The sequence below is a fragment of the Petrotoga sp. 8T1HF07.NaAc.6.1 genome (assembly GCF_016772115.1).
Classification (GTDB): Bacteria; Thermotogota; Thermotogae; order Petrotogales; family Petrotogaceae; genus Petrotoga; species Petrotoga mobilis.
The window spans coordinates 285,896-306,783 of sequence record NZ_AUPG01000001.1 but is presented as its reverse complement, the minus strand read 5'-3'; the positions used below and the strand labels follow the sequence as shown (position 1 = coordinate 306,783).

Here is a 20,888-nt window from a genome sequence, read left to right as displayed (position 1 = left end):
TTTCTAGAAGAACCATTAAGCGAGAAATCTCATGAATTGTTGCACACAACATATCTTGCAAGGAGTTAATACGGACCTTTGTCCCTTAATTATTTATCAATGGGCAAAAATAAAGAAAACAGAGTCCCTTTTCCGACTTCACTATTGTCAATGAAAAGGAAAAGAGTTACAATGATTAAAGTTGGTCTTCCTGGCTGCGAGGTAAAAAGGTCTATATACAAAGTTTAGAGTTTCTAAAGCTATTAAATTAGAGAGATACAGGAGGAAAATAACCATGAAAAAATTAACTTTGTTAATCGTCTCTTTTTTCTTTACACTCTTGATCTTTTCTGTTACAATAACTAATCCTTTAGGTCCAACCGTTGTTCCGGTAACAGGGTTGATGGCCGATACGATAGAAGAAGAAGTAGAAATAAATGTAAGTCTTTGGAAGGACGCAAATGAAGCTGTAGCTTTGTTGGTATCCAATCAAGCAGATTTTGCTGTTCTTCCTATAACCGTAGGTGCAAATTTATACGCTCAAGGTTTAGAGATAATATTGTTAGGTGTTCACGAGTGGAAAGCATTTTATTTAGTAAGCAGTAGTAATGTTGATTTTGAAAACGTAAAAAGTTTAAAGGGTCACGAAGTCTATTCTCCGCATGGACGAGGTCAAACTGTAGACATTTTGATGAGGTATCTTTTGGTTAGAAATGGATTGGTTCCTGATAAAGATGTAAAATTTAACTACCTTCCTCCACAGGAGATAGTTTCCTTGTACAAATCAGGTAAGATAGAATATGCTGCGTTGCCAGAACCATTTGCTACATTGGCTGTAACAGGAACTGAAGGGAGAATAGTTTTAGACTTTCAAGATGAATGGAATAAAATCTCAGGTTCGAGGTACGGCCTTCCTATAGCAGGACTTTTTGTTAAAAAGGAGATTTTAGAAAAAGAACCTGATATCGTTTCAAAAGTTGAGAACGCTTTTTCTGAAAGTGTTGATTGGGCTAATAGAAATTTAGATCAATCATTAAAGATAACTAACGAATACTTAACTATCCCTGTTCCGATACTTAAGGAAGCGATGAATAGGTTAGTTTTTGAATACATTCCAATTTTGGAATGTAAAGAAGAAGTAGAAAACTTTTTAAGCACGATGCATGAACTTTATCCAGAAGGGTTGCCTACTTTACCGACAGAAGGATTTTATTACAAATGAAAACCGTTTTTGGGATCGTTTTGATCGTTTTACTTTGGTACTTTTTTTCTTTTGTAATAGGTTCTTCTTTTGTGTTGCCTTTCCCTCATGAAGTTTTGATCAATTTAATAAATCAGCTAAGTACACCGAGGTTTTATGTGGCATTATGGAACACGGTATGGAAGACCCTGATTGTTTTGTTTATTTCTTCTTTTATCGGGATAATTTTGGGATTTTTAATGGGAATGAGCGATACGATCTATGAAATTTTTAGGCCTATGCTGATGATGATACAAGCTATACCGGTGGTTTCTTGGCTTGCCTTTGTTGTATTTCTATGGGGTGTGGGATGGCGTGGCCCTATTTTAATAAGCACCATGGCCATTTTACCTAGTACTGTTTTTACTACCGCTTCTGGGATTAAGAACATCGATAGAAAATTGCTTGAGATGGTACACTTGTACAAAGTATCAAGAACTAAGATATTTAGGCATGTATACTTAGCGTCAATCGTTCCTTTTGTAATTGCAGCGGTTGAAGTTTCAATAGGGAATGTATGGAAAGTGGTATTAGTAACAGAGTTTCTAGTTGGTGGAAATGGGTTGGGTGTAGAACTAGCTTGGGCAAGACAGTATGTCGATGTCCCTAGGATCTATGCCATTACTATCGTAGCCGTTATATTAGGTATAGCTACAGAGCGTGTATTTAAAATTATTTCAAGAAGGATGTTAGAAAGATGGGAAATGTACTAAAAGCGGATCGTTTAACCAAAAGATTTGGGGATCTTCAGGTTATAGATAACTGGAGTCTTGAGTTGAAAGAGGGAGAAAAAATTGTTCTATTAGGACCTTCAGGTTGTGGAAAAACCACTTTTTTTAGGATTGTTGCAGGATTAGAAAGACAAAGTGAAGGAAAAGTTGAAACTTTTGTCGATAAGATCGGTTATGTTTTTCAAGAGCCTCGATTATTACCTTGGAGAACGGTTTACGATAACCTAAAAATAATTTTAGACGATGAAAAGAAAATTAAACAAATTATAGGTATGATGGGTTTAGAAGGTTTTGAAATTCTTTTACCCTCTAAATTAAGTGGAGGTATGAAACAAAGGGTGAATATTGCCAGATCTTTATTAGTTCAACCACAGATCTTGCTAATGGACGAGCCTTTTACTTCTTTGGATCTAAATATTAAACTATCAATAATAGAAGATATGAAAAAGATGTGGAAGAAAAGTTATTTTTCCATACTGATGGTTACCCATGATATAAAAGAGGCATTGATACTGGGAAACAAAATAGTTATTTTGTCACAAAGACCTTCTAGAATATTAAAGGTCTTTGATATAGATCTTTCCGAAGAAGAGAAAAATATATATGATAAAAGATTTTTAGAGTTAGAAAGCCAGATTACAAAATTTGTAATAAGCCAATCTTAATAGGCAAATGTTAAGAATTTATAAAGTTTAAATATGGTCAAGAATCAGAATGGTCTGAAAAGGTGGAAAAAGGTTACAAGTTTGAAATAGCATGAAAAAATCAATTTGAATAAAGATATTTCGTTATTAAATCAAGGAAATTTTTGCTTTCTAGTGCCTTTTTCGCCAATTGATCTGCCAATGTATTGTAATGGTCTCCTGAGTGTCCCCTTACCCAATTGAATTGTATTGTTAAAAATTTACTAAAATAATCATAGCAATTTTTATAGGCTATGGTTATTTTTTTATTCGTTTTCCATTCTCCAGTACACCATTTCTCTAATCCGATGTAATCATGGTGTATTATTATCTTTTCGTAACCTTTTTCTTTGGCGTATTCCATTGCGTAGATTGATGCACTTATTTCTCCAGCAACATTTCTGCTAGATGAATATTCTGGGTTATTACCAGAAAAGAAGAAATGTTCTTCTTCACCATGCAAAAATACAATGCCGCTACCGTATATTTTTGTTTCTACGTCATAACTTCCATCGACATAAGCGATGAGAGTTTTATCTTCACTTGCTGTCTTTTTTGTAATTGTCGTATACCCCTTTTTTGAGATTTTCTGTTACTTTTTTCATTTCTATATCCTCTTGCTTTAATTCTTTGATTAGTTCTTCAACTGTCCATTGAGAACTTGTTGGAGTAATGGAAGCAAAAATTATATTTTCAGGTAAGTTTTCCATATTTTTTATCGCTTTCATTATCCTAAGTATCTGTTCTTTAGACATACCGTTAATTATAATTGTGGGAATGTTTTTTATATCTTCATACATGTGAATAGCCTCCTAAGTAGTGAAATTAGCTCCCCTTCACCCAGCATCCCGCCCCCAACAGTTGACCCACACTGCACCTAGTAAGAAAAAAGTAATCTTATATTGTCTATTGTTAGAAAAGATTTTAAAATATTTTCGTCAATTGTTGTATCTTCTATTTCCTTGGCATTACCTTTTTGAGTTTGTACTTTATCCAATAATAAAAATATTTTACTTTTATACGCCTTCAATGAGAAATCTTCCAAGTTTATCCCTTGATCAATGTGATTTGTGGAAGTCAACATTTCTATTTTATCAAATATTTCTTTGTTAATTTCTTTCAAATCATTAAGTTTTGCTTCTTCTTCCATACAGAATTTCTTCTGAAGTTCGACGGGGAGAAATGAAAAATCAATTAAATCTTTATCAAATTTATTGTTTAAATCTTGTCTTAAATGATTTTTGTTCTCTTCGGAAATAGGTATCTTGTTAATTTGTTCTTCGTATTTTTCTTTTACTTTGTTTATTTCTTTAGGAGAAAGACTAACCAAAAATCTATCGTAATAACTTATTTCTTTTATGTTTTTGAAATCTTCTATCACATCTAATTTTCTCGTTAAAAAGTTTTTTTCGTTGAATTTTGATTCTAAATATATCATTCCAAATCCTTCTAATACGGAAGAAGAAAAGAACAGATCAGATATATTCAGAATGTATGGAAAAAGTGAAGGATCTTTTGCTGAAATAGCCCAAGCTCCCTTAACTTTTTCAGATTCAAAGGTTTCTTTTACAACTTTTTCATATGGCCTTTCTTTATCAGAGTTAGCTGGTAATGTGACAAGAAGATTACTCTTTCCATACAAACGATTTATAAGCACAGACTCTAAAATATTTTTTCTTCTTATCGTTCTTGTTGGATACAAAATGTTTTTATTTGTGGGGTCAACGTTATATCCCAATTTCTTTAGTTTATTTATGACCTCTTCTTTGTCAATGTCTTTTATTTTATCTTTATTTTTAGCAAATTCAACAGCGTTTGGAAGATAAAAAGTATTTTCTGAAGGTATACCGCTTTTTATAAGTCTATTGTAATCGGAGAAATTGATAGTAGCATAATGTATATTTTTCTTTATGGGATACAGTGAAGAATTTATGAATTTTCTTATAAAAGAATAGTTTTCCCATCTTGCACATTCAGGAAAGTCGTGAATTTGAATTATTGTGGGGATATTTTTTGTTGTGATAAATTCTTTAAACGCTTCTGTAAATGCGGGATTTTTGCCTAAATTATAGTTATGAGCCCAGTATATAGCCCTCTCATCGTGATAATTGTTCAATTTGTTTTTTATCGATTCTTTGAGTTCGAGAAAAGTTTTATAATCGGTGCTGTCATAATATATATATCCGAGTTCTGGAAAATCAATAAAATTGACATTTTCGTAAGATAAGACCTCTTCTATCCCATCTATCCCCATTTTTTTTGAACCAAAGAGAGTAATTTTGTATGCGTCTTTTAGAGATTTTACGATATTTCTAACAACGGTTGAAACTCCGCCTTTTATGTAATGGTAGTGGAAGATGTAAAGATTGTTCATACCTTCTCCTCTTTTGAAAACTTTTCTTTGTACTCTGGGATAGTAATCATAGGAGGTCTTTCAACACTTAGTATCTCCGTTGGAACTAATACCTTCTCATTTTCTTTTTTTTGAATCATTATATGTTTATCGGTCAATTCGGTATTTAAATCTAATTTTCCATATTTTTCCAATCTTTTTAATACTACTTTTGTGAGTTCAAAAGCCATTTTACTCAGTGAGTGTAAGGGTTGATTGTCATGAATTCGAAGTTCAAGATCGACTTGAGCTATTATCTCACTACCAAATTTTTCAGCTATGTCGATGAGATGCGCAATTTCCACACCGTATCCCACGAAAAAAGGCAGCTTTTCTAAAATTTCCCTTCTTCCTGCATATTCACCACTTAGCGGTTGAATTATCGTTGATAACTCCGGGTAAAACAAAGAAAATAAAGGCCTTGCAACCAATTCGGTAACCCTTCCTCCACCTGTTGGTTGCATCGCCGATTTTCCCACAATGGGTCTATCATAAAAGGCCTTGACGTAACCTATTTCTGGATAATTCAACAAAGCACCAACTAAACCGTATACGAATTTTGGATGTATGTTCTCTATATCTGAATCCACCCATACGATTATATCGCCATTAAGTGCGTATAGGCTTTTCCATAAATTTTCTCCTTTTCCCTTGTAAAACCCGTACTTTGGTAAAATATCACTGGAATAAAAAACTTTTGCACCGTACTCTTTTGCTATAGATACCGTTTCATCTTCTGAGCCAGAATCAATTACAGCAATTTCATCCAATAAGGGATATTTTTCCATAAGTTCTGACTTCATAATGATTATCTCTTTACCAATTGTTTTTTCTTCGTTTAAAGAAGGAAAGGCAAGGGATATTTTTACATCTTGTTTTTCTTTTAACTTAACGAGCTCTTTAATGTTCTCAAACTTTGAATGGTGAAAAGAACGTTTTAAAATATTATCCTTCATCTTTTATCTTCCTTTCTGTTTAATCTTTTTCTTCTCCTATAATGTCTTGATCTATCTCTTCTTCAGCAAAGTTTTCTGTTGTTACATTATCAACCACCATCAAAATTTGATTCAGACCTTTTATCACACCATCTCTTTCGAAGTATTCTGTGCCATCTAATATCTCACCTTTTGCTATCCCTAGGGAAACTGCAGGGATACCGGATTTAATTATCAATGCCTCGTCTTTGTCTAAAGGAGCTAAGTTAGTTTTAATATTTAAATGGTTATGAACTTCTCTGATCTGTTCGATCAAAGGATGCTCTTTTGGTATGAAAGTGGTCGGAATGTATGAAAGTAGATTCAATTTGATCTTTAAATTGTATCTTTCAGCCAATTCCGTGACGGTGGCTCTTAAATTTTCACTTATAGTTTCTAAATCTTGGTCTCCTTCGCTCTTTATCTCCATTATTACTTCGGTATTGTCTTCGAATCTGTCGAGTTTCAAGATGCTTACAGACGTACCTTCCATATCTGCATTCTCTTTTAGATTAGAAGTTATTCTGTACAATATCTCTAAAGTTGATGGAGATTTAGAAGTTTTGTGTATTGAATCTCGGGAATAAAATTTTAATTTGTAGACATATTTTCCCAAAGAACGATGACCGAGGTCTCCCAAATTGATGCCATTGATTTTGATAGCATAGTCCAAACTTTTGATATTTTCCTGTAAAAACTCTCCTAAACTCAAAAATTTATTTTTTCTTGCCTGGTTAAGAAAGAGGAAAAATACATTCTTTCTTAAATCTACTTTTTCTAGGTGTAAAAACTTTATCATAGTTAAGAGAGCTGCAACTTTAAGTGAAGACGAAACGATTTTTAAACCTTCTATTTTTCCTTTTAATACCCTGGCAAATCTTTCAACAAGTGGATCGCGAATCTCATCTATAGTTGTGAAAACAAGTGCGGTAGGGGATGTATCGTCGTTAACAAAAGAGACATATACGTTCCCTTCATCATCTTCCTTAATATTTGGTAGGTTCATTTCTCGCAATTTGCTTATTATAAAGTTTTTTTGCTCATTGGGGTTTTTTAAAGGCAGCTGGTTGAAAAGTATCGTATTAGATAGCAATTCATCCTCATATTTTTCCAGTTTCCATAAGGCATCTTCTAATCTAAGCATTTTGATTCCTCCTTTCAGTCTTTTTAGCAAGTAAAAAAAATAATGACCTTCCAAAAAAGGTTTGATAATTAGTTTTGTTTAATTCATCAGTATTAGAAATATAGGTGAATATAGTATGAGTATGGGCGGCAAAGATATGAATAGTAGTTTAAACGAGAAGAAAACATTTGTTAGTCTATGTATTAAATATTATAACATATTTTGTAGGAATTTGTCAAAAACCACCAAAAAAGGTAAGAATATAATTTATCAAAACGACAATTATCAAAGAAGGAAGGAAGTTTCCTACTTTTATATCTTTTATCTCCAAAAGTCTTATTCCAATGGCAATTATCATCGCCCCTCCCACGGCTGTAAAATCATTCAAATAATAAGGATTTGAAAGGAAAGAAAGCATTCCAGCCAAACTAACTATTGACCCTTGAATCAAGAAAACACTCACAGCAGAGAAGGTAACCCCCACACCATATACCGAGGCTAAGACCATAGAAGAAATTCCATCCAGAACAGATTTTAAGAAAATAACAGAGTTATCTCCCGAAAGACCCGCATTTAGACATCCGATTATCGTCATAGGGCCAATAACAAAAAGAACGGTGGCGGTAATAAATCCTCTTACAAACGGTGTTTCTCCTTGTGACCTTTCAACGATGTTTGCCAATTTTCCTAGACCTTTTTCTATTCTCAATAATTCTCCACTTACTCCTCCAAGCGCCAAAGATACCAAAACTACGATCAAATTGCTTGCATCTAACCCCATCCCTACTCCAATCAAAAAGGTAGTTAGACCAACACTTTGAAATAAAATCAGTCTCAAATTATCCGGCAATTTATTTCCTACAAGCGTTCCCAATGTGCCTCCAATCAAAACGGCTAAAGTGTTAACTATGACAGCTATGTTGAACACTTCTAATTCCCCTCCCTCTTTGCGGCATTGAATCCATTAAAAGGTTTTTTCAATAATTATACCAAAGAATTAATTATATGGTTAATTACAAAAAATTTACAAAAATGAAGAAATTTTAAGATTTTTCCAAAAATGATGAGGTAATTTAAGGCGATTTCTCTTTACTATATATCCAAAAAGATATTTGCTTTTGATAATTATTAATTTAATAGGGACTGTCAAACAGTCCCTATATTTTTATAAAAAAATAAGTATTTTTAACTTTAACTTTTGCGGTTGGATATTTTTCTTCTGCTGGTTTGGGGTTGTTTAAGATTTCATCTATTACCTGCTCTTTTCCTTTGTATGAACTTAGAAAAAGGATATTTCTTGCGTTGTTCAACAATTTGTAAGTGGCGGTAATTCTTGGTACTTTAGGTGTTCCAGAAGGTGGTGTGACTGTGAATAGCTTTTTGTTTTCTTTTAAAGTGTCACTTGAAGGGAACAAAGATGCTGTGTGGCCATCTTCTCCTATTCCGAGTAATATAAGATCAAAAACGGGATTTTGTGTTCCAAAAAAGTTGATTATTTCTTTTTCGTACTCTTGTGATGCTTTTTCTATAGGTAGTTCTGTTTTTATCCTATGTACATTATTTGTTGGAATATTAATCTTGCTTATTAGCAAATCGTGTGCCCATTTGTAATTACTGTCTTCACTTTTTTGATCGACGTATCTTTCGTCTCCCCAAAAAATGTGGACCTTCTCCCAATTTATTTTATCTTTGTACTCAGATGCCAATTTTTCGTAAACAGGGAGTGGAGTTCTTCCACCTGAGAGCATTAAGGTGAATAGTTTGTTTTCTTCTATGCTTTCTTCATACAGTTTATAAATTAAGTTTACAGCTTCATTGTGAAACGTTTCGGGATCATCAAAAAACTTTGCTTTCATACAGATTCTCGCTTTCAAAGTCTAAGTTACGCCAACTTCTGTTATCTTTTTCTAATAACTCAAAAGATTCTTTTGGTCCCCAGGTACCAGCTTTGTATAATCTCAATCCATTGTGTTTTTCTTCTTCCCATTTTTCTAAAACAGGGGTGAAGATTTTCCATGAAATTTCCATAGCGTCACTTCTTACAAAAAGTGTTTGATCTCCCAACATGGCATCCAAAAGTAGCCTTTCATAAGCATCTGGACCTTTGAATTTGAAGAATTCGTCGTAATTGAAATCCATGGTTAGCGTGTTCAAACAAAGCTTGGAGCCAGGTTGTTTGGCTTGGATCTTCAGTGAAAATCCTTCATCTGGTTGTATATTTAAAATGAGAGCATTTTTCTCTAAGGTTATATCGTTTTTAGCAAATATCGAATGAGGGACGTCTTTAAAGATTATGGCGATTTCTGTAACCTTTCTTTTCAACCTTTTGCCTGCCCTCACATAGAAAGGTACCCCACTCCATCTCCAATTATCAATTAAAAATTTAGCCGCTACAAATGTTTCTACAAAGGAGTTTGGATTAACATTCTTTTCTTCTGTATAAGCGGGAACTTCTTTACCGTTGATCATTCCCTCAATGTATTGACCTCTTACAAAGTATTCGTCTATCTTGTCTTTTTCAAAAGGCCTTATAGTCTTCAATAGTTTCGTTTTTTCGTCTCTAACGCTTGTATCTTCAAGGGAAGCTGGTGGTTCCATAGCTACCAAAGTCAAAAGTTGCATCATATGGTTTTGAAACATGTCTCTTAATAAGCCAGCTTGTTCAAAATAACCCGCCCTGTGTTCTACACCTAATGTTTCAGCTACGGTTATCTGAACGTTATCTATGTATTTATAATTCCAAATAGGTTCGAAGACAATGTTTGCAAATCTAAGCATCATTATATTTTGAACGGTCTCTTTACCGAGATAATGGTCAATTCTGTATATTTGGGTTTCATTTAGATACTTATGAAGTTCCTCGTCTAATTCTTTTGATGTGTTAAAATTACTGCCAAAAGGTTTTTCTATTATTATTCTTGAATAAGAATTTTCACTTTCTTTGGTCAAATTAAACTTCCCCAAACGTTTAATTATTTCTAAATAGACATTTGGCGGTGTGGAAAGGTAAAAAAGATGATTTTCTTGGGTGTTGAAGAGTTTATCCAAATAATTTAATTTATTTTTTAGTTCCAGGTACAGGGCATCGTCGTCGTAGAAACCAGACGTATAAAAAACTTTTTCAATAAATTTTGAAATTATATAGCTATCCTCGTTTTCTTGTAATAATCTATTTTTGATTTCCTGGCGGTATTCTTCATCAGTGAATTTAGATCTTGCTATTCCCAGTAAGAAAAATTCGTTAGGCAATAAGTTCTTTTTGAACAACGTATATATAGAAGGGATCAGTTTTCTAAAAGTCAAATCCCCTGAGGCTCCAAATATAATTAAGGAAGAAGCACCAGGTTTTATTTCTTCACAGATATTTTTTCTTGAAAGATGCTTCACTATTTGTTCCATGTACTAATCTCCACCTCTTTGTATAGAATATTTTATTGTCCTTAAAAACACTAAAAGCTACTTTAATTAGTTAAATCTAGTCTGTTTTAACGCCCCTTCTCCCCGCTCCCCACCCCACAGTTAGCCCACAGGATATTTTATAAATTAATTGTTATTCGTATTATAACACGACAAAAAAGATAGTAATTTACAAAATGATGAATTATTTTAACTTACCATTTTCTATAGCCACAAAACAAATTAGATTATGTGCTATAATATATTTTGAAGGAAAAAGAGGCAAAGAAGCCCACGTTTATTCAATTACACCAAACTTAGAACGACAAAAAATAAGAGCAATTTAGTAAGTTAACCTTAATATAAAACGTAGAAATTCAAAGGAGGAAGAAAGTATGAATGGTTCTGTAAAAATTAGCGACAGTATTTACTATGTTGGGGTAAACGATAGAGATACGCAGCTTTTTGAAAGCTTATGGCCTCTTGATAGAGGGGTTAGCTATAATTCTTATTTAATCTTAGATGAAAAAACAGCTTTAATCGATGGGGTTAAAGAATCGAAGGTAACTGAATTTTTTGATAAAATCAAGAATCTTTTAAACGGTAAGCCTCTTGATTATTTAATCATCAACCACATGGAGCCTGATCATTCTGGGACTATTCCAGAACTTTTGCAAAAATTTCCTAATTTAAAGATTGTTGGTAATAGAACCACTTTTCAATTTATAGAAAACCTCTATAAGGTTGAAGATAATTTTTATGAGATAAAGGATGGTGAATCTCTGAACTTAGGAAAGCACAATCTGAAGTTTTACTTAACTCCAATGGTTCATTGGCCAGAAACGATGATGACCTTCGATGAAACGGATAAAATTTTGTTTTCTGGTGATGCCTTTGGGGGTTTTGGTACCTTAGACGGAGGGATATTCGATGATGAAGTTAAGGTAGAAGTATTCGAAGATGAAATCAGAAGATATTTTTCTAATATAGTTGGGAAATACTCTCCTATGGTACAAAGGGCGTTAAAAAAATTGAGTGAGGCTAATATAGATATAAAAATAATCGCTTCTACCCATGGACCAATTTGGAGAAAGAATCCTGAAAGAATTTACTCTTTGTACGATAAATGGAGTAAATATGAGACCGAAGAAGGGGTTGTAATAGCTTACGGATCGATGTATGGAAATACAGAAGAGATGGCTGACTATGTTGCAAGGAAATTGGCTGAAGAAGGCATTAAAAAGATCAAAATAATGAATGTATCAAAAACGCATATTTCTTATATAATTAACGAGATTTGGAGATACAAGGGGCTAATACTTGGAAGCTCAACGTATAACCAAGGTCTTTTTCCTTATATGGAATCGTTAGTTCAATGGTTGGCTCATACCAATATAAAAAATCATGTTTTAGGTATCTTTGGTACATATGGTTGGAGCGGAGGCGGAGTATCTACTATAGTCAAGTATAATGAGCAAATGAAATGGCCGCTTGTTGCTGAACCCGTTGAAGCAAGGTTATCCGCAAAAGAGGAAGATTTTAAGAAATTAAGTGAATTGGCAAAAGCGATGGCAAAAGAGATAAAATTGGCTTGACTTTCAAAAAGAAATATGATAGTATAGGTTAAATTAATAAGTTTTGATTCCTTATCGAGAGAGGCGGAGGGACTGGCCCGAAGAAGCCCGGCAACCTGCATAATTTAACAAAATTATGCAATGGTGCCAAATCCTGCAGAGTAATTCTGGGAGATAAGGAGAGGATAAGAGTTATAAAAATACACCTCTTCCATTCTACCGGAAGAGGTTTTTTGTATATTTTGTATATAAAGTTCTAATTAAGGAGTTTTTTCAAGAATAAGATTATCATTTTAAAAGGTTACGGGGTGAAAGGGCACTAAAACATATATTACGAGGGAGGGATTTAGTATGAAAAAAAGTAAAAGTGTATTAAAGGTTTTGGTTTCATTATTTGTTTTTTTGACATTGTTTTTCGTGGAAGGGTATGCTTTGTTTGGTTTTGGTGGTAATACCTTCAAAGTTGGAGCTACTCCAGTTCCCCATGCCGAGATCTTAGAGTTCGTAAAAGATGATTTCAAAGAAAAAACGGGTGTCGAACTGGAGATAGTGATTTTTACAGATTATGTTCAACCTAATTTGGCTTTGGAAGATGGTTCCATAGATGCAAATTATTTTCAACATGAACCATATTTAGAAACTTTTAAGAGGGAACGTAACTTGCCAGATTTGGTATCTGTTGCTAAGATCCATGTTGAACCTATGGGGTTTTATTTGAAAAAAGATTTAAAAGACCTCAAAAAAGGAGATTTAATCATAATTCCTAACGATGTTACCAACGAAGGTAGATCTTTGTTGCTTCTTCAAGAATATGGAGTGATTAAGCTTAGGGAGAGAGAGGATCCTTTAGTGGCAACTATCAAGGATATTGTTGAAAATCCATACGGTTTGGTATTCAAAGAGCTTGAAGCACCGTATTTGCCTAGGACTTATAAGGAAGATAAAAATGTTGTCGGGGCTATAATTAACACAAATTATGCTATAGAAGCTGGGTTGAATCCATTGGAAGATGCGGTATTCTTTGAAGGGGCTCAATCTCCATATGCCAACGTAATAGCTGTAAAAGAAAGCCGTGTCGACGATGAACTAGTAAAAGCTTTGGTTGAAGTTTTAACAACCGATAAGGTTAGAAAATTTATTTTAGAAAATTATAATGGTGCGGTAGTACCTGTATTTTGAACTTTCATAAAATAATACAAAAGGAGAAACGTAGTTGTTAACAATAAAAAATCTTAATCTCATATATGATGACAAAAATCATGTCTTAAAAAACGTAAATTTTACAGTTGAAGATGGAGAAATTCTGGGGATTATAGGGTTATCTGGAGCGGGTAAAACGTCTCTTTTGAGAACGATGAACCTGCTCCAACCTCCTACTTCCGGGGAAATTTTCTTGGATAAAGTAGATCTAACAAAATTAAATAATAACCAATTGAGAAACGTGAGAAAAAAGATTAGTATAGTATTCCAACATTTCAACTTGTTGAGTTCTAGAACGGTATATGAAAATGTGTCTCTTCCCCTTGAAATTGAAAAGGTACCTAAAAAGGAAATAGAAGTTCGTGTTAATAAGATATTGGAAGATGTAAATCTTCTTCCAAAAAAGGATTCTTATCCTTCGCAGTTATCTGGAGGGGAAAAGCAAAGAACAGCTATAGCAAGAGCGTTGATAAATAATCCTGATATTATTTTGTTTGATGAGCCCACATCATCTTTAGATCCAAATACAACACAGAGAATTTTGGATCTCATATTGGAAATCAATAAGAGTATGAAAAAGTCAATTTTGATTGTTACTCATGAGATGGACGTGATCAAAAAGATTTGTGATAAGGTTGTGTATTTAAAAAATGGAACTGTTGATTTTTTTGGTAAAGTTCACGAGTTTTTTATTGAAAAAGAAAATGAACTGAATAAAGAATTTTATCAAGAAATAAACATAGATTGGAAAAGGGTAAGAGAGGTTGTTAAAGGGGAAAACGATAGGTTGATAAAGATAGTTTTTTGGGGAGAAAAAACTCATGAACCTGTCTTACATAATATCACTAAAAAATATGACATCACATTGAATATACTTTACGGTAAGATAGAACATTTGAAAGACAATCCGTATGGGACTTTAATAGTTGAGGTTATTTCTACGCAGAAGGAAATGGAAAAGTTTTTAGAAGAACTCTCTGCAAATGTTTACAAAGTTGAGGTGTTGAAATAAATGATCCAAGATCTATTTATTGCTACTCTTGAAACGTTATACATGACTTTTGTTTCTGGTTTTATAGCCATTTTGTTAGGTATTCCTTTGGGGATTGCTCTCTACATGTTGTCTAAGAGTGATAAGAAAGCTGCAAAAAGTTGGTATTCCGTTTTAGATTGGATTGTAAATGTATTTAGATCAATACCCTTTATCATCCTTATTATTTTGATAATCCCTTTAACTAGATTATTAACTGGAACAATAATTGGTTCAACTGCGGCGATTGTGCCACTCTCTATAGCAGCGATTCCTTTTATGGCGAGATTGGCTGAAACTTCTTTTAACAATCTTTCACAAGGATTATTAGACACATCTGTATCTATGGGTATGACCAACAGACAGTTTATATTTAAAGTATTACTACCTGAAACTGCCCCAGAGATGGTTTCAAATATTACTTTGTTGATTATAAACTTAATAACCTATACGGCTATAGCAGGAGCTGTGGGAGCCGGAGGTCTTGGTGCAATGGCGATAAATTACGGATATCAAAGGTTTAGAATGGATGTTCTTCTATACGATGTGGCAATATTAATCTTCTTAACTCAGATAATTCAATTTGTTGGGTCAAGATTGTCGAACTCTTTAAGAAAGTGAAAAGCCAGGAGATTCCTGGCTTTTAATGTGGTGACCGAAGATTATTCTAACAAGCCTAAGCCTTCTAAATAATCTCTTGCAACGACTTCTGGTTCAACACCCTCAACATCTACTCTGTAGTTCAGCCTTATTAAAATGTCTTGGTTTAGGTAAAGTGTAAGAGGTCTCAAAATTTCTTCAATTTCAGGGTATTCATCTAGGACGTCTTTTCTAACTGCAAAGGAGATATGGTAATAAGGCCAGAAGTTTCGGTCGTCTTCTAGTACATGTAGGTTGTATCTTAAAATTTTTGGATCGGTAGCAAAAACCATAGCGATATCTATCTTATTATTTGCAATTGCTTCGTAGGTTAATCCATCTTGCATAGTTGACACTTGGGAATCAGGAATATCTAAACCATAGTGGTCAGCAAAGGCAAAGAAGCCATCAGGTCTTTCATAGAATTCATAACCAACTCCTACTACAAAATCTTTTGGATGTTCGTTCCAGTAAGCAACTAAATCAGAGAGGGTTTCGAAACCATATTTTTCGTAATCTTCTTGACGGATAGCAAGGGCATAAGTATTGTTAGCGTTTATTCTATCAAGCCAAACAATACCATTTTTGGCATCTAATTCTCTGACTTTTTCTAAAAGTTCGTCTGGATCAGTGATTAATTCTTCTTGTTCTAGGTAAGTTACCCAAGCGGTTCCAGTGTAGTCTGGATATAAATCGATCTGTCCTGTTGTCAAAGCTTGTCTAGCGACGAGAGAACTAAGGCCGAACCTTTCAACAACGTTAAAGCCGTTCTCTTCAAGTAGCAGTGAAGCCAAATTTCCAAGAACATACTGTTCTGTGAAGTTTTTTGCACCTACGGTTAAAGTTGCACCAAATAGCGCAGTTAAAGAAAACGCTACAACTAACATAAGTACTGCCAATTTTTTCAATGTTAACACCTCCATTTAAAATTTTTTCACTATTCCTTTTGTAACTTAATACCTTCCGAAGTCATTCTGTTTTGTATTATTGCAAGAACGAAATCAATTAAAACGGCCATTATGGATACCGGAATAGCTCCAGCTAATATCATCTCGAATTTAAAAGTCCCTAGACCTATAAAAATTAACTCTCCCAATCCTCCAGCTCCTATAGCAGATGCGATTGTAGCTGTTCCTAAATTTATTATGGCAGCATTTCTTATTCCTGAAAAAATAGTTGGCATCGCGTTTGGAATTTCTACTTTCCACAAGATTTCCCTGTTAGTCATTCCCATGCCTCTTGCTGCTTCAATCATGCCTTTATCGATGCCGAAAAGCCCAGATGCAGTGTTAAAAGTTATAGGCACTATACTATATAGAAATAAAGCGAAAATCGCAGGGGCAGGACCTATTCCCATGAATAAAAAAACGAGGGCAATAACAGCAATGCTTGGTACGGCTTGGGCTATTCCTGTGATAGAAAGGGCTATTCTTCCGCTTTTCTCTCTTCCTGGGCGGGTAACATAGATTCCTATTGCCATTCCCACAATGATAGCAATTGCCCAAGAACTTGCGAACAAATAAAGATGTTCCATAGCCTTTATTCCTATATAGCCAAGATTTTCAGCAACGTATGTAAAAAATTCCATATTATCCTCCTCATACCTCTTCTTTATTTGACATTTGTTCAAATATAGCTTTTAAGTTGATCACTCCTATTACCTTTTGCTTATCTGTAACCACAGGGATATTTGTACTTGAAGAACTTAGTATTTTGTTTAATGCTTCATAAAGGCTTGATTTTTCCGTAACGTGATCTTTTTTCAAAGAACTTTTCAATTTAGATGAATCATTAATTCTGTTCATTCTTTTAGTTTCTATAAACCCTTTATAGTTGTTATTTTTATCAACGAAAATGGTGATAGGATAATTACTCTGTACTGTATTTTTAATCTTTGAAAGATCCTCATCAATTTTAAAGACTTGAATGTCTTTATACAATCCTTCGCTAACCTTAACAAATTCCAAAGCTTTGAATTGGCTATCTTCCCCCAATATGTCCTTAACAAAATCGTTTTTCGGGTTTTGAACAATATTTTGTGTATCATCGTACTGTACTAATTCACCATCTTTGAAGATCGCAATTTTATCACCCAATTTAATAGCTTCCCTTATGTCGTGTGTGACAAATATAATAGTTTTTTTGATCTTTTCTTGAATTTCAAGAAATGCATCTTGTAATGTTTCTCTATTTATAGGATCAATCGCACCAAATGGTTCATCCATGAGCAATATGTCAGGATCGGCTGCAAGTCCCCTTGCTACTCCCACTCTCTGTCTTTGACCTCCAGATAGTTGTGCTGGAAACTTATAAGCGTTAACATCTGGATCAAGGTTTACTAAATCTAATAGATCGTATACCCGCTTTTTTATTTTTTCTTCAGTCCATTTCAAAAGCCTTGGAACCACAGCAATGTTATCGAATACAGTCATATGAGGGAATAATCCAATTTCTTGTATTACGTAACCTATACTTCTTCTTAATTGTATGGGATTTATATCGTCAATCGATTTTCCATCGAAGAGGATATCGCCGGATGTTCTTTCAATCAAACGATTGATCATCTTTAAGGTAGTTGTTTTTCCACATCCAGACGGACCTATTAGAATAGTTAATTTATTGTCTTCAAATTCGATATTTAAATTATTAACGGCGGTAAAATCACCATACTTTTTTGTGAGATCAACTAATTTTATTGCCATTTTAATGTTCCTCCTATGATTTTTATCTTATTCTTTAATTTTAAGACCCTTTGGAGTAATTAAATCCTCAAATTTTAGTAAAAGATAATTAGCTAAAACACCCAAAATTGAGACCAATATTACCCCCGTTATTACCATTGGATACCGTGACCTGCTTAACCCAGCAAAAATAAAGTATCCTAATCCTCCTGAAGCAACAAAATATCCTAAAGTAGCAACGCCGACTCCCATTACTACAGCATTTCTTACCCCAGACATTATAGTAGGGATCGATAAAGGTAAACGGATTTTGAATAATATTTGAGATTCGGTCATTCCCATTCCTTTAGCAGCCTCTATCATTTGTGGGTCAAGAGCTTGAATAGCTGTTAATGTATTTCTTATAATTGGAAGTAAAGAGTATATAATCAAAGCAATCACGGCAGGTGTAACCCCTAAGCCAGCTCCAAAAGGAGACAAAATTACAACCATAATCCCAAAAAGGGCCAAACTTGGGATAGTCATCAGAATACTGGCAATGTAGATAACTATGTTTGCGGCTTTAGGATGCTTGATATGAAAATTCCAGTTGGTACTCCTATACCTATAGAAAAAGGTAAAGATAAACCTATGATTTTCAAATGATTTAGAAACTCTCTAATTATGATACTTGAACTACTAGAAATATATTCGAAGAATTCCACTGTTTCACTCCCTTCTTCTCATTGTAAATTATTTTGTTCATCATTGCGATAAATATTATAACACATTTTTAATCTTTTTAGAATATAAGTAAGTTACAATTAAGTAAAAATATAAAATTAAAAATCTTTTAAGATATTTTATAATATAATTAGTTTGCTAATAGTATGTTTTCAAAAATCTTGTGGGGGGACGTTTAAAAATTTTTGAATTCTAGAAATTCTCTTTAAAATAGGTTTTAGAATTTCTAAAAGCTGTATAATAAAATATAGTGAGATTGGAGGTGAAAACTTTGAATGAAAATGAGAAGAAATGGGAAGCTATAGATAAGAAAGCTTTATTAGACTTGGTATATGAGATTAAAAAAAGAAGGTTACAAATGGGAATTACACAAAAAGATTTAGCTGAGAGGATGGGGACAACGCAGGCGATAATTTCTAAATTTGAAAAAGGGAACTACAATCCAACATATTTGTTTTTGCAAAGATTGGCAGAGGTATTGGAGGGGAATATCAAATTGTATTTTGAATTTAAAGATAATAAAGAGATAAACACAGATGAGTTTTCTACAAATGATAATTTTGAAAAAATCTTTCACATAAAATTATAAAAAGCCGTTATATATAAAGTTTTAGAATTTCTAAAGACAATAATTGATAAACTGTGGGAGGAGTTTTATGAAAAATGATGAAAAAAAAATAAACCTATTGAAAGACATAATTCTAAAGAATATATTTTTGGAAAGTGAATTTTTGGAGAGAACAAGCAAAGAAGTAGTTGAAAAAATTACTGAAATAGCGATCGAAAGAGGATATGTATATGAACAAAAAAATAGAGACTTAAACTTAATTGTTACTTACAGAATTTTTTTAGAAGGAGAAAAAAAGAGGATAGCTTACTACGTTCTAACCTTCAGAGAAATTTTCGAAACGGATATGGATTTCGAAAGTTTTTCAAAAAACAAAAGGGCCAAAAAGTATTTCCTTAAAAATTTTGTTGATGATGTTCTTTGGCCCTATATTAGAATATATTTGAACGAAATTTTAATGAAGTCGGCATTGCCAAATGTTGTACTACCGTTAAGTACGGGTAATCAACAAATTGATCTTCAAGATAACAAACATTAATTATTAAGCTTTTTTTGAATTTCGAGAACTATTGCTTCAGCGGATGCTAAATTAGTAGCAAGTGGAATATTGTGTACATCGCAAATCCGTAAAACAGCGGATACATCAGGTTCATGGGGTTGGGCAGTCAATGGATCCCTTAAAAAGATCACAAAATCTATTTTCCCACTGACAGCTAGAGCGCCTATTTGTAAGTCTCCTCCCAATGGTCCAGATTCAAAAGTTTGTATCTCTAACCCCACTTTTTCTTTTAAAATCTTTCCAGTGGTTTTTGTAGCATAAAGTTTGCAATTTTTAAATACATCCTTCCATTCTTTGGCAAAGAGCGCAAGGTCTAACTTCTTTTTATCGTGAGCTATTAACGCTACATTGACCATGATTTTCCTCCTCAAACGTAAAAAATAAGCTTCTAAAAATTCGTTTTACTAAGCGTATTCAACAGTTTCACCGTGTTTTCAACATCGCTATAGGATAACATCTCGTGAGGTGAATGTATGTATCTAGTAGGAATAGAAATAGTACCACTAGGAATTCCAGATTTAGTTCTTTGATAGCCCGCGGCATTTGTTCCTCCGAAGGTTAATACCTCGAACTGATAGGGTATGTTGTTTGCCAAAGCAGCATTTTTTATCCATTCTACAACTTCTCTGTCACTTACAGAAAGATTGTCTTTTATTTTAATACAAGGTCCTTTTCCCAAAGCCATGCTCATTCTTTTAAGAGCCTTAGGAGTATCCAAGGAATCCGTGACATCTATAGCTATTGCTCTGTCGACTTCGTAATCATAAGCCGAAACAAAAGATCCGACTAAACCTACTTCTTCTTGGACAGTAAAAGCAAATAAAACTGTGTGTTGATTATCTTTCATATTTTTGATAGTTTCTATTAAAATAGCGCATCCAATCCTGTCATCCATGGCTTTTGACATACAATAATTACCATAATCGACAAAACCTTCGGCAAAGGTTCCAAAAGTGCCAATAGGGGCAATTTTTTCCGCTTCTTCTTTTGAAGATACGCCTATGTCAACAAATATATTGTCTAAAGATAAGTTTTTATAATTATCTTTTAATTCTTTTTCACTTTCTCCCTCAACTCCAACAACCCCTATTCTTCCATTAAAAATCAACCTGGAACCGATCAAATTTACAGGGTTTTGACCGCCGACTTGTTCTACTTTTAAAAAGCCTTTGTCTAAAATGTGTGTAACAACAACCCCTATTTCATCCATGTGAGCGTCAAATAATATGGTTTTTCCAGAGTTGCCTTTTTTTGTGGCGATAAGATTTCCTAACTTGTCTGTTTTAATATCATCCACATGATCTTTGATCTGTTCTTTTATAAAATCTCTCACTTGATCTTCTCTTCCACTTGGTCCATAAAGTTCCGTAATATTTTTTATTAGCTCTTTCAATTT

Annotated in this window: 24 protein-coding genes and 1 riboswitch; of the genes, 10 read left to right on the top strand and 14 right to left on the bottom strand. The window is 33.5% G+C overall.

What is annotated here, in order from left to right; genetic code table 11:
* The 4 genes from NAAC61_RS11270 to NAAC61_RS01440 form a co-directional block, all read left to right on the top strand.
* Positions 1 to 69 (top strand): iron hydrogenase small subunit (locus NAAC61_RS11270; RefSeq protein WP_202695040.1); only part of this gene is annotated, 69 nt, incomplete at its 5' end.
* Positions 70 to 274: 205 nt separating this feature from the next.
* On the top strand, positions 275 to 1,201 hold the full coding sequence (locus tag NAAC61_RS01450) for an ABC transporter substrate-binding protein (RefSeq protein WP_202695025.1): 927 nt from the start codon (positions 275 to 277) through the stop codon (positions 1,199 to 1,201).
* Positions 1,198 to 1,932 carry an ABC transporter permease gene (locus NAAC61_RS01445; protein ID WP_121514741.1) on the top strand — a complete coding sequence of 245 codons (735 nt, stop codon included), beginning with the start codon at positions 1,198 to 1,200 and terminating at the stop codon, positions 1,930 to 1,932. The genes NAAC61_RS01450 and NAAC61_RS01445 overlap by 4 nt, the downstream gene beginning before the upstream one ends.
* Positions 1,917 to 2,615, top strand: coding sequence for an ABC transporter ATP-binding protein (locus tag NAAC61_RS01440; protein ID WP_202695023.1), 699 nt, complete (start codon positions 1,917 to 1,919; stop codon positions 2,613 to 2,615). The genes NAAC61_RS01445 and NAAC61_RS01440 overlap by 16 nt, the downstream gene beginning before the upstream one ends.
* A 100-nt stretch (positions 2,616 to 2,715) precedes the next feature.
* On the opposite strand, the gene NAAC61_RS01435 is transcribed toward NAAC61_RS01440, so the two are convergent.
* The 8 genes from NAAC61_RS01435 to zwf all read right to left on the bottom strand — a co-directional run bounded on the left by NAAC61_RS01435 (position 2,716) and on the right by zwf (position 10,521).
* Positions 2,716 to 3,159: an RNase H family protein gene (locus NAAC61_RS01435; RefSeq protein WP_337919680.1), complete on the bottom strand. Its 444-nt coding sequence runs from the start codon at positions 3,157 to 3,159 to the stop codon at positions 2,716 to 2,718.
* A 13-nt stretch (positions 3,160 to 3,172) separates the two neighbouring features.
* Positions 3,173 to 3,433, bottom strand: coding sequence for a DUF3783 domain-containing protein (locus NAAC61_RS01430; RefSeq protein ID WP_202695021.1), 261 nt, complete (start codon positions 3,431 to 3,433; stop codon positions 3,173 to 3,175).
* A gap of 77 nt (positions 3,434 to 3,510) precedes the next feature.
* Positions 3,511 to 5,007 (bottom strand): hypothetical protein, encoded by a 1,497-nt coding sequence (locus NAAC61_RS01425; protein ID WP_202695020.1) that lies wholly within the window; start codon positions 5,005 to 5,007, stop codon positions 3,511 to 3,513.
* The gene (locus tag NAAC61_RS01420) at positions 5,004 to 5,981 is read right to left on the bottom strand and encodes a glucosyl-3-phosphoglycerate synthase (RefSeq protein ID WP_202695018.1); all 978 of its coding nucleotides are present in this window, start codon (positions 5,979 to 5,981) and stop codon (positions 5,004 to 5,006) included. Before NAAC61_RS01420 ends, NAAC61_RS01425 begins: the two co-directional genes overlap by 4 nt.
* Positions 5,982 to 6,000: 19 nt before the next feature.
* Positions 6,001 to 7,143, bottom strand: a complete 1,143-nt coding sequence (locus tag NAAC61_RS01415) for a hypothetical protein (RefSeq protein WP_202695016.1) — start codon at positions 7,141 to 7,143, stop codon at positions 6,001 to 6,003.
* Between the two features lie 214 nt (positions 7,144 to 7,357).
* Positions 7,358 to 8,050, bottom strand: coding sequence for a DUF554 family protein (locus tag NAAC61_RS01410; RefSeq protein ID WP_202695015.1), 693 nt, complete (start codon positions 8,048 to 8,050; stop codon positions 7,358 to 7,360).
* Positions 8,051 to 8,279: 229 nt separating this feature from the next.
* Positions 8,280 to 8,978 (bottom strand): 6-phosphogluconolactonase, encoded by a 699-nt coding sequence (gene pgl / locus NAAC61_RS01405; protein WP_202695013.1) that lies wholly within the window; start codon positions 8,976 to 8,978, stop codon positions 8,280 to 8,282.
* On the bottom strand, positions 8,959 to 10,521 hold the full coding sequence (zwf, locus tag NAAC61_RS01400; protein WP_202695012.1) for a glucose-6-phosphate dehydrogenase: 1,563 nt from the start codon (positions 10,519 to 10,521) through the stop codon (positions 8,959 to 8,961). Before zwf ends, pgl begins: the two co-directional genes overlap by 20 nt.
* A 392-nt stretch (positions 10,522 to 10,913) precedes the next feature.
* On the opposite strand from zwf, the gene NAAC61_RS01395 reads away from it, so the two are divergent.
* The 4 genes from NAAC61_RS01395 (at position 10,914) to NAAC61_RS01380 (ending at position 14,943) form a co-directional block, all read left to right on the top strand.
* Positions 10,914 to 12,113 carry an FprA family A-type flavoprotein gene (locus tag NAAC61_RS01395; protein ID WP_202695011.1) on the top strand — a complete coding sequence of 400 codons (1,200 nt, stop codon included), beginning with the start codon at positions 10,914 to 10,916 and terminating at the stop codon, positions 12,111 to 12,113.
* Between the two features lie 48 nt (positions 12,114 to 12,161).
* Positions 12,162 to 12,273: riboswitch (SAM riboswitch) on the top strand.
* Positions 12,274 to 12,443: 170 nt separating this feature from the next.
* On the top strand, positions 12,444 to 13,271 hold the full coding sequence (locus tag NAAC61_RS01390) for a MetQ/NlpA family ABC transporter substrate-binding protein (RefSeq protein ID WP_202695009.1): 828 nt from the start codon (positions 12,444 to 12,446) through the stop codon (positions 13,269 to 13,271).
* Between the two features lie 34 nt (positions 13,272 to 13,305).
* Positions 13,306 to 14,304, top strand: coding sequence for a methionine ABC transporter ATP-binding protein (locus tag NAAC61_RS01385; protein ID WP_202695008.1), 999 nt, complete (start codon positions 13,306 to 13,308; stop codon positions 14,302 to 14,304).
* Positions 14,305 to 14,943: a methionine ABC transporter permease gene (locus tag NAAC61_RS01380; RefSeq protein WP_202695007.1), complete on the top strand. Its 639-nt coding sequence runs from the start codon at positions 14,305 to 14,307 to the stop codon at positions 14,941 to 14,943. It abuts the gene before it with no gap.
* Positions 14,944 to 14,984: 41 nt separating this feature from the next.
* On the opposite strand, the gene NAAC61_RS01375 is transcribed toward NAAC61_RS01380, so the two are convergent.
* Genes NAAC61_RS01375 through NAAC61_RS01360 form a run of 4 tightly spaced genes read right to left on the bottom strand, consistent with a single transcriptional unit; the run spans position 14,985 to position 18,167 of the window.
* On the bottom strand, positions 14,985 to 15,878 hold the full coding sequence (locus tag NAAC61_RS01375) for a glycine betaine ABC transporter substrate-binding protein (protein ID WP_337919679.1): 894 nt from the start codon (positions 15,876 to 15,878) through the stop codon (positions 14,985 to 14,987).
* Positions 15,879 to 15,898: 20 nt separating this feature from the next.
* Positions 15,899 to 16,549, bottom strand: coding sequence for an ABC transporter permease (locus tag NAAC61_RS01370; protein WP_121515090.1), 651 nt, complete (start codon positions 16,547 to 16,549; stop codon positions 15,899 to 15,901).
* Positions 16,550 to 16,559: 10 nt separating this feature from the next.
* Positions 16,560 to 17,663 (bottom strand): betaine/proline/choline family ABC transporter ATP-binding protein, encoded by a 1,104-nt coding sequence (locus NAAC61_RS01365; RefSeq protein WP_121515089.1) that lies wholly within the window; start codon positions 17,661 to 17,663, stop codon positions 16,560 to 16,562.
* Positions 17,664 to 17,690: 27 nt separating this feature from the next.
* A complete protein-coding gene (locus NAAC61_RS01360; RefSeq protein WP_202695036.1) occupies positions 17,691 to 18,167 on the bottom strand; it encodes an ABC transporter permease in 477 nt (158 codons plus the stop codon).
* A 469-nt stretch (positions 18,168 to 18,636) separates the two neighbouring features.
* Here NAAC61_RS01360 and NAAC61_RS01355 point away from each other — a divergent pair, with 469 nt between their 5' ends.
* The gene (locus tag NAAC61_RS01355) at positions 18,637 to 18,954 is read left to right on the top strand and encodes a helix-turn-helix domain-containing protein (RefSeq protein ID WP_158245438.1); all 318 of its coding nucleotides are present in this window, start codon (positions 18,637 to 18,639) and stop codon (positions 18,952 to 18,954) included.
* Positions 18,955 to 19,021: 67 nt separating this feature from the next.
* Complete coding sequence (locus tag NAAC61_RS01350; RefSeq protein WP_121515087.1) at positions 19,022 to 19,471, top strand: hypothetical protein; 450 nt, start codon at positions 19,022 to 19,024, stop codon at positions 19,469 to 19,471.
* Here NAAC61_RS01350 and mgsA read toward each other — a convergent pair.
* Both mgsA and NAAC61_RS01340 read right to left on the bottom strand, forming a co-directional pair.
* On the bottom strand, positions 19,468 to 19,848 hold the full coding sequence (gene mgsA / locus NAAC61_RS01345) for a methylglyoxal synthase (protein WP_121515086.1): 381 nt from the start codon (positions 19,846 to 19,848) through the stop codon (positions 19,468 to 19,470). The genes NAAC61_RS01350 and mgsA overlap by 4 nt on opposite strands.
* Before the next feature lie 32 nt (positions 19,849 to 19,880).
* Positions 19,881 to 20,885, bottom strand: a complete 1,005-nt coding sequence (locus tag NAAC61_RS01340) for a M42 family metallopeptidase (RefSeq protein WP_121959579.1) — start codon at positions 20,883 to 20,885, stop codon at positions 19,881 to 19,883.
* Positions 20,886 to 20,888 lie beyond the last annotated feature (3 nt).

What these genes read in the sequence shown, in the direction of transcription:
- mgsA (WP_121515086.1), bottom strand. Translation starts at nt 19,848, where the DNA reads ATGGTCAATGTAGCGTTAATAGCTCACGATAAAAAGAAGTTAGACCTT.
- NAAC61_RS01395 (WP_202695011.1), top strand. Translation starts at nt 10,914, where the DNA reads ATGAATGGTTCTGTAAAAATTAGCGACAGTATTTACTATGTTGGGGTA.
- pgl (WP_202695013.1), bottom strand. Translation starts at nt 8,978, where the DNA reads ATGAAAGCAAAGTTTTTTGATGATCCCGAAACGTTTCACAATGAAGCT.
- NAAC61_RS01415 (WP_202695016.1), bottom strand. Translation starts at nt 7,143, where the DNA reads ATGCTTAGATTAGAAGATGCCTTATGGAAACTGGAAAAATATGAGGAT.
- NAAC61_RS01420 (WP_202695018.1), bottom strand. Translation starts at nt 5,981, where the DNA reads ATGAAGGATAATATTTTAAAACGTTCTTTTCACCATTCAAAGTTTGAG.
- zwf (WP_202695012.1), bottom strand. Translation starts at nt 10,521, where the DNA reads ATGGAACAAATAGTGAAGCATCTTTCAAGAAAAAATATCTGTGAAGAA.
- NAAC61_RS01445 (WP_121514741.1), top strand. Translation starts at nt 1,198, where the DNA reads ATGAAAACCGTTTTTGGGATCGTTTTGATCGTTTTACTTTGGTACTTT.
- NAAC61_RS01440 (WP_202695023.1), top strand. Translation starts at nt 1,917, where the DNA reads ATGGGAAATGTACTAAAAGCGGATCGTTTAACCAAAAGATTTGGGGAT.
- NAAC61_RS01430 (WP_202695021.1), bottom strand. Translation starts at nt 3,433, where the DNA reads ATGTATGAAGATATAAAAAACATTCCCACAATTATAATTAACGGTATG.
- NAAC61_RS01360 (WP_202695036.1), bottom strand. Translation starts at nt 18,167, where the DNA reads ATGACTATCCCAAGTTTGGCCCTTTTTGGGATTATGGTTGTAATTTTG.
- NAAC61_RS01450 (WP_202695025.1), top strand. Translation starts at nt 275, where the DNA reads ATGAAAAAATTAACTTTGTTAATCGTCTCTTTTTTCTTTACACTCTTG.
- NAAC61_RS01370 (WP_121515090.1), bottom strand. Translation starts at nt 16,549, where the DNA reads ATGGAATTTTTTACATACGTTGCTGAAAATCTTGGCTATATAGGAATA.
- NAAC61_RS01350 (WP_121515087.1), top strand. Translation starts at nt 19,022, where the DNA reads ATGAAAAATGATGAAAAAAAAATAAACCTATTGAAAGACATAATTCTA.
- NAAC61_RS01425 (WP_202695020.1), bottom strand. Translation starts at nt 5,007, where the DNA reads ATGAACAATCTTTACATCTTCCACTACCATTACATAAAAGGCGGAGTT.
- NAAC61_RS01380 (WP_202695007.1), top strand. Translation starts at nt 14,305, where the DNA reads ATGATCCAAGATCTATTTATTGCTACTCTTGAAACGTTATACATGACT.
- NAAC61_RS01365 (WP_121515089.1), bottom strand. Translation starts at nt 17,663, where the DNA reads ATGGCAATAAAATTAGTTGATCTCACAAAAAAGTATGGTGATTTTACC.
- NAAC61_RS01390 (WP_202695009.1), top strand. Translation starts at nt 12,444, where the DNA reads ATGAAAAAAAGTAAAAGTGTATTAAAGGTTTTGGTTTCATTATTTGTT.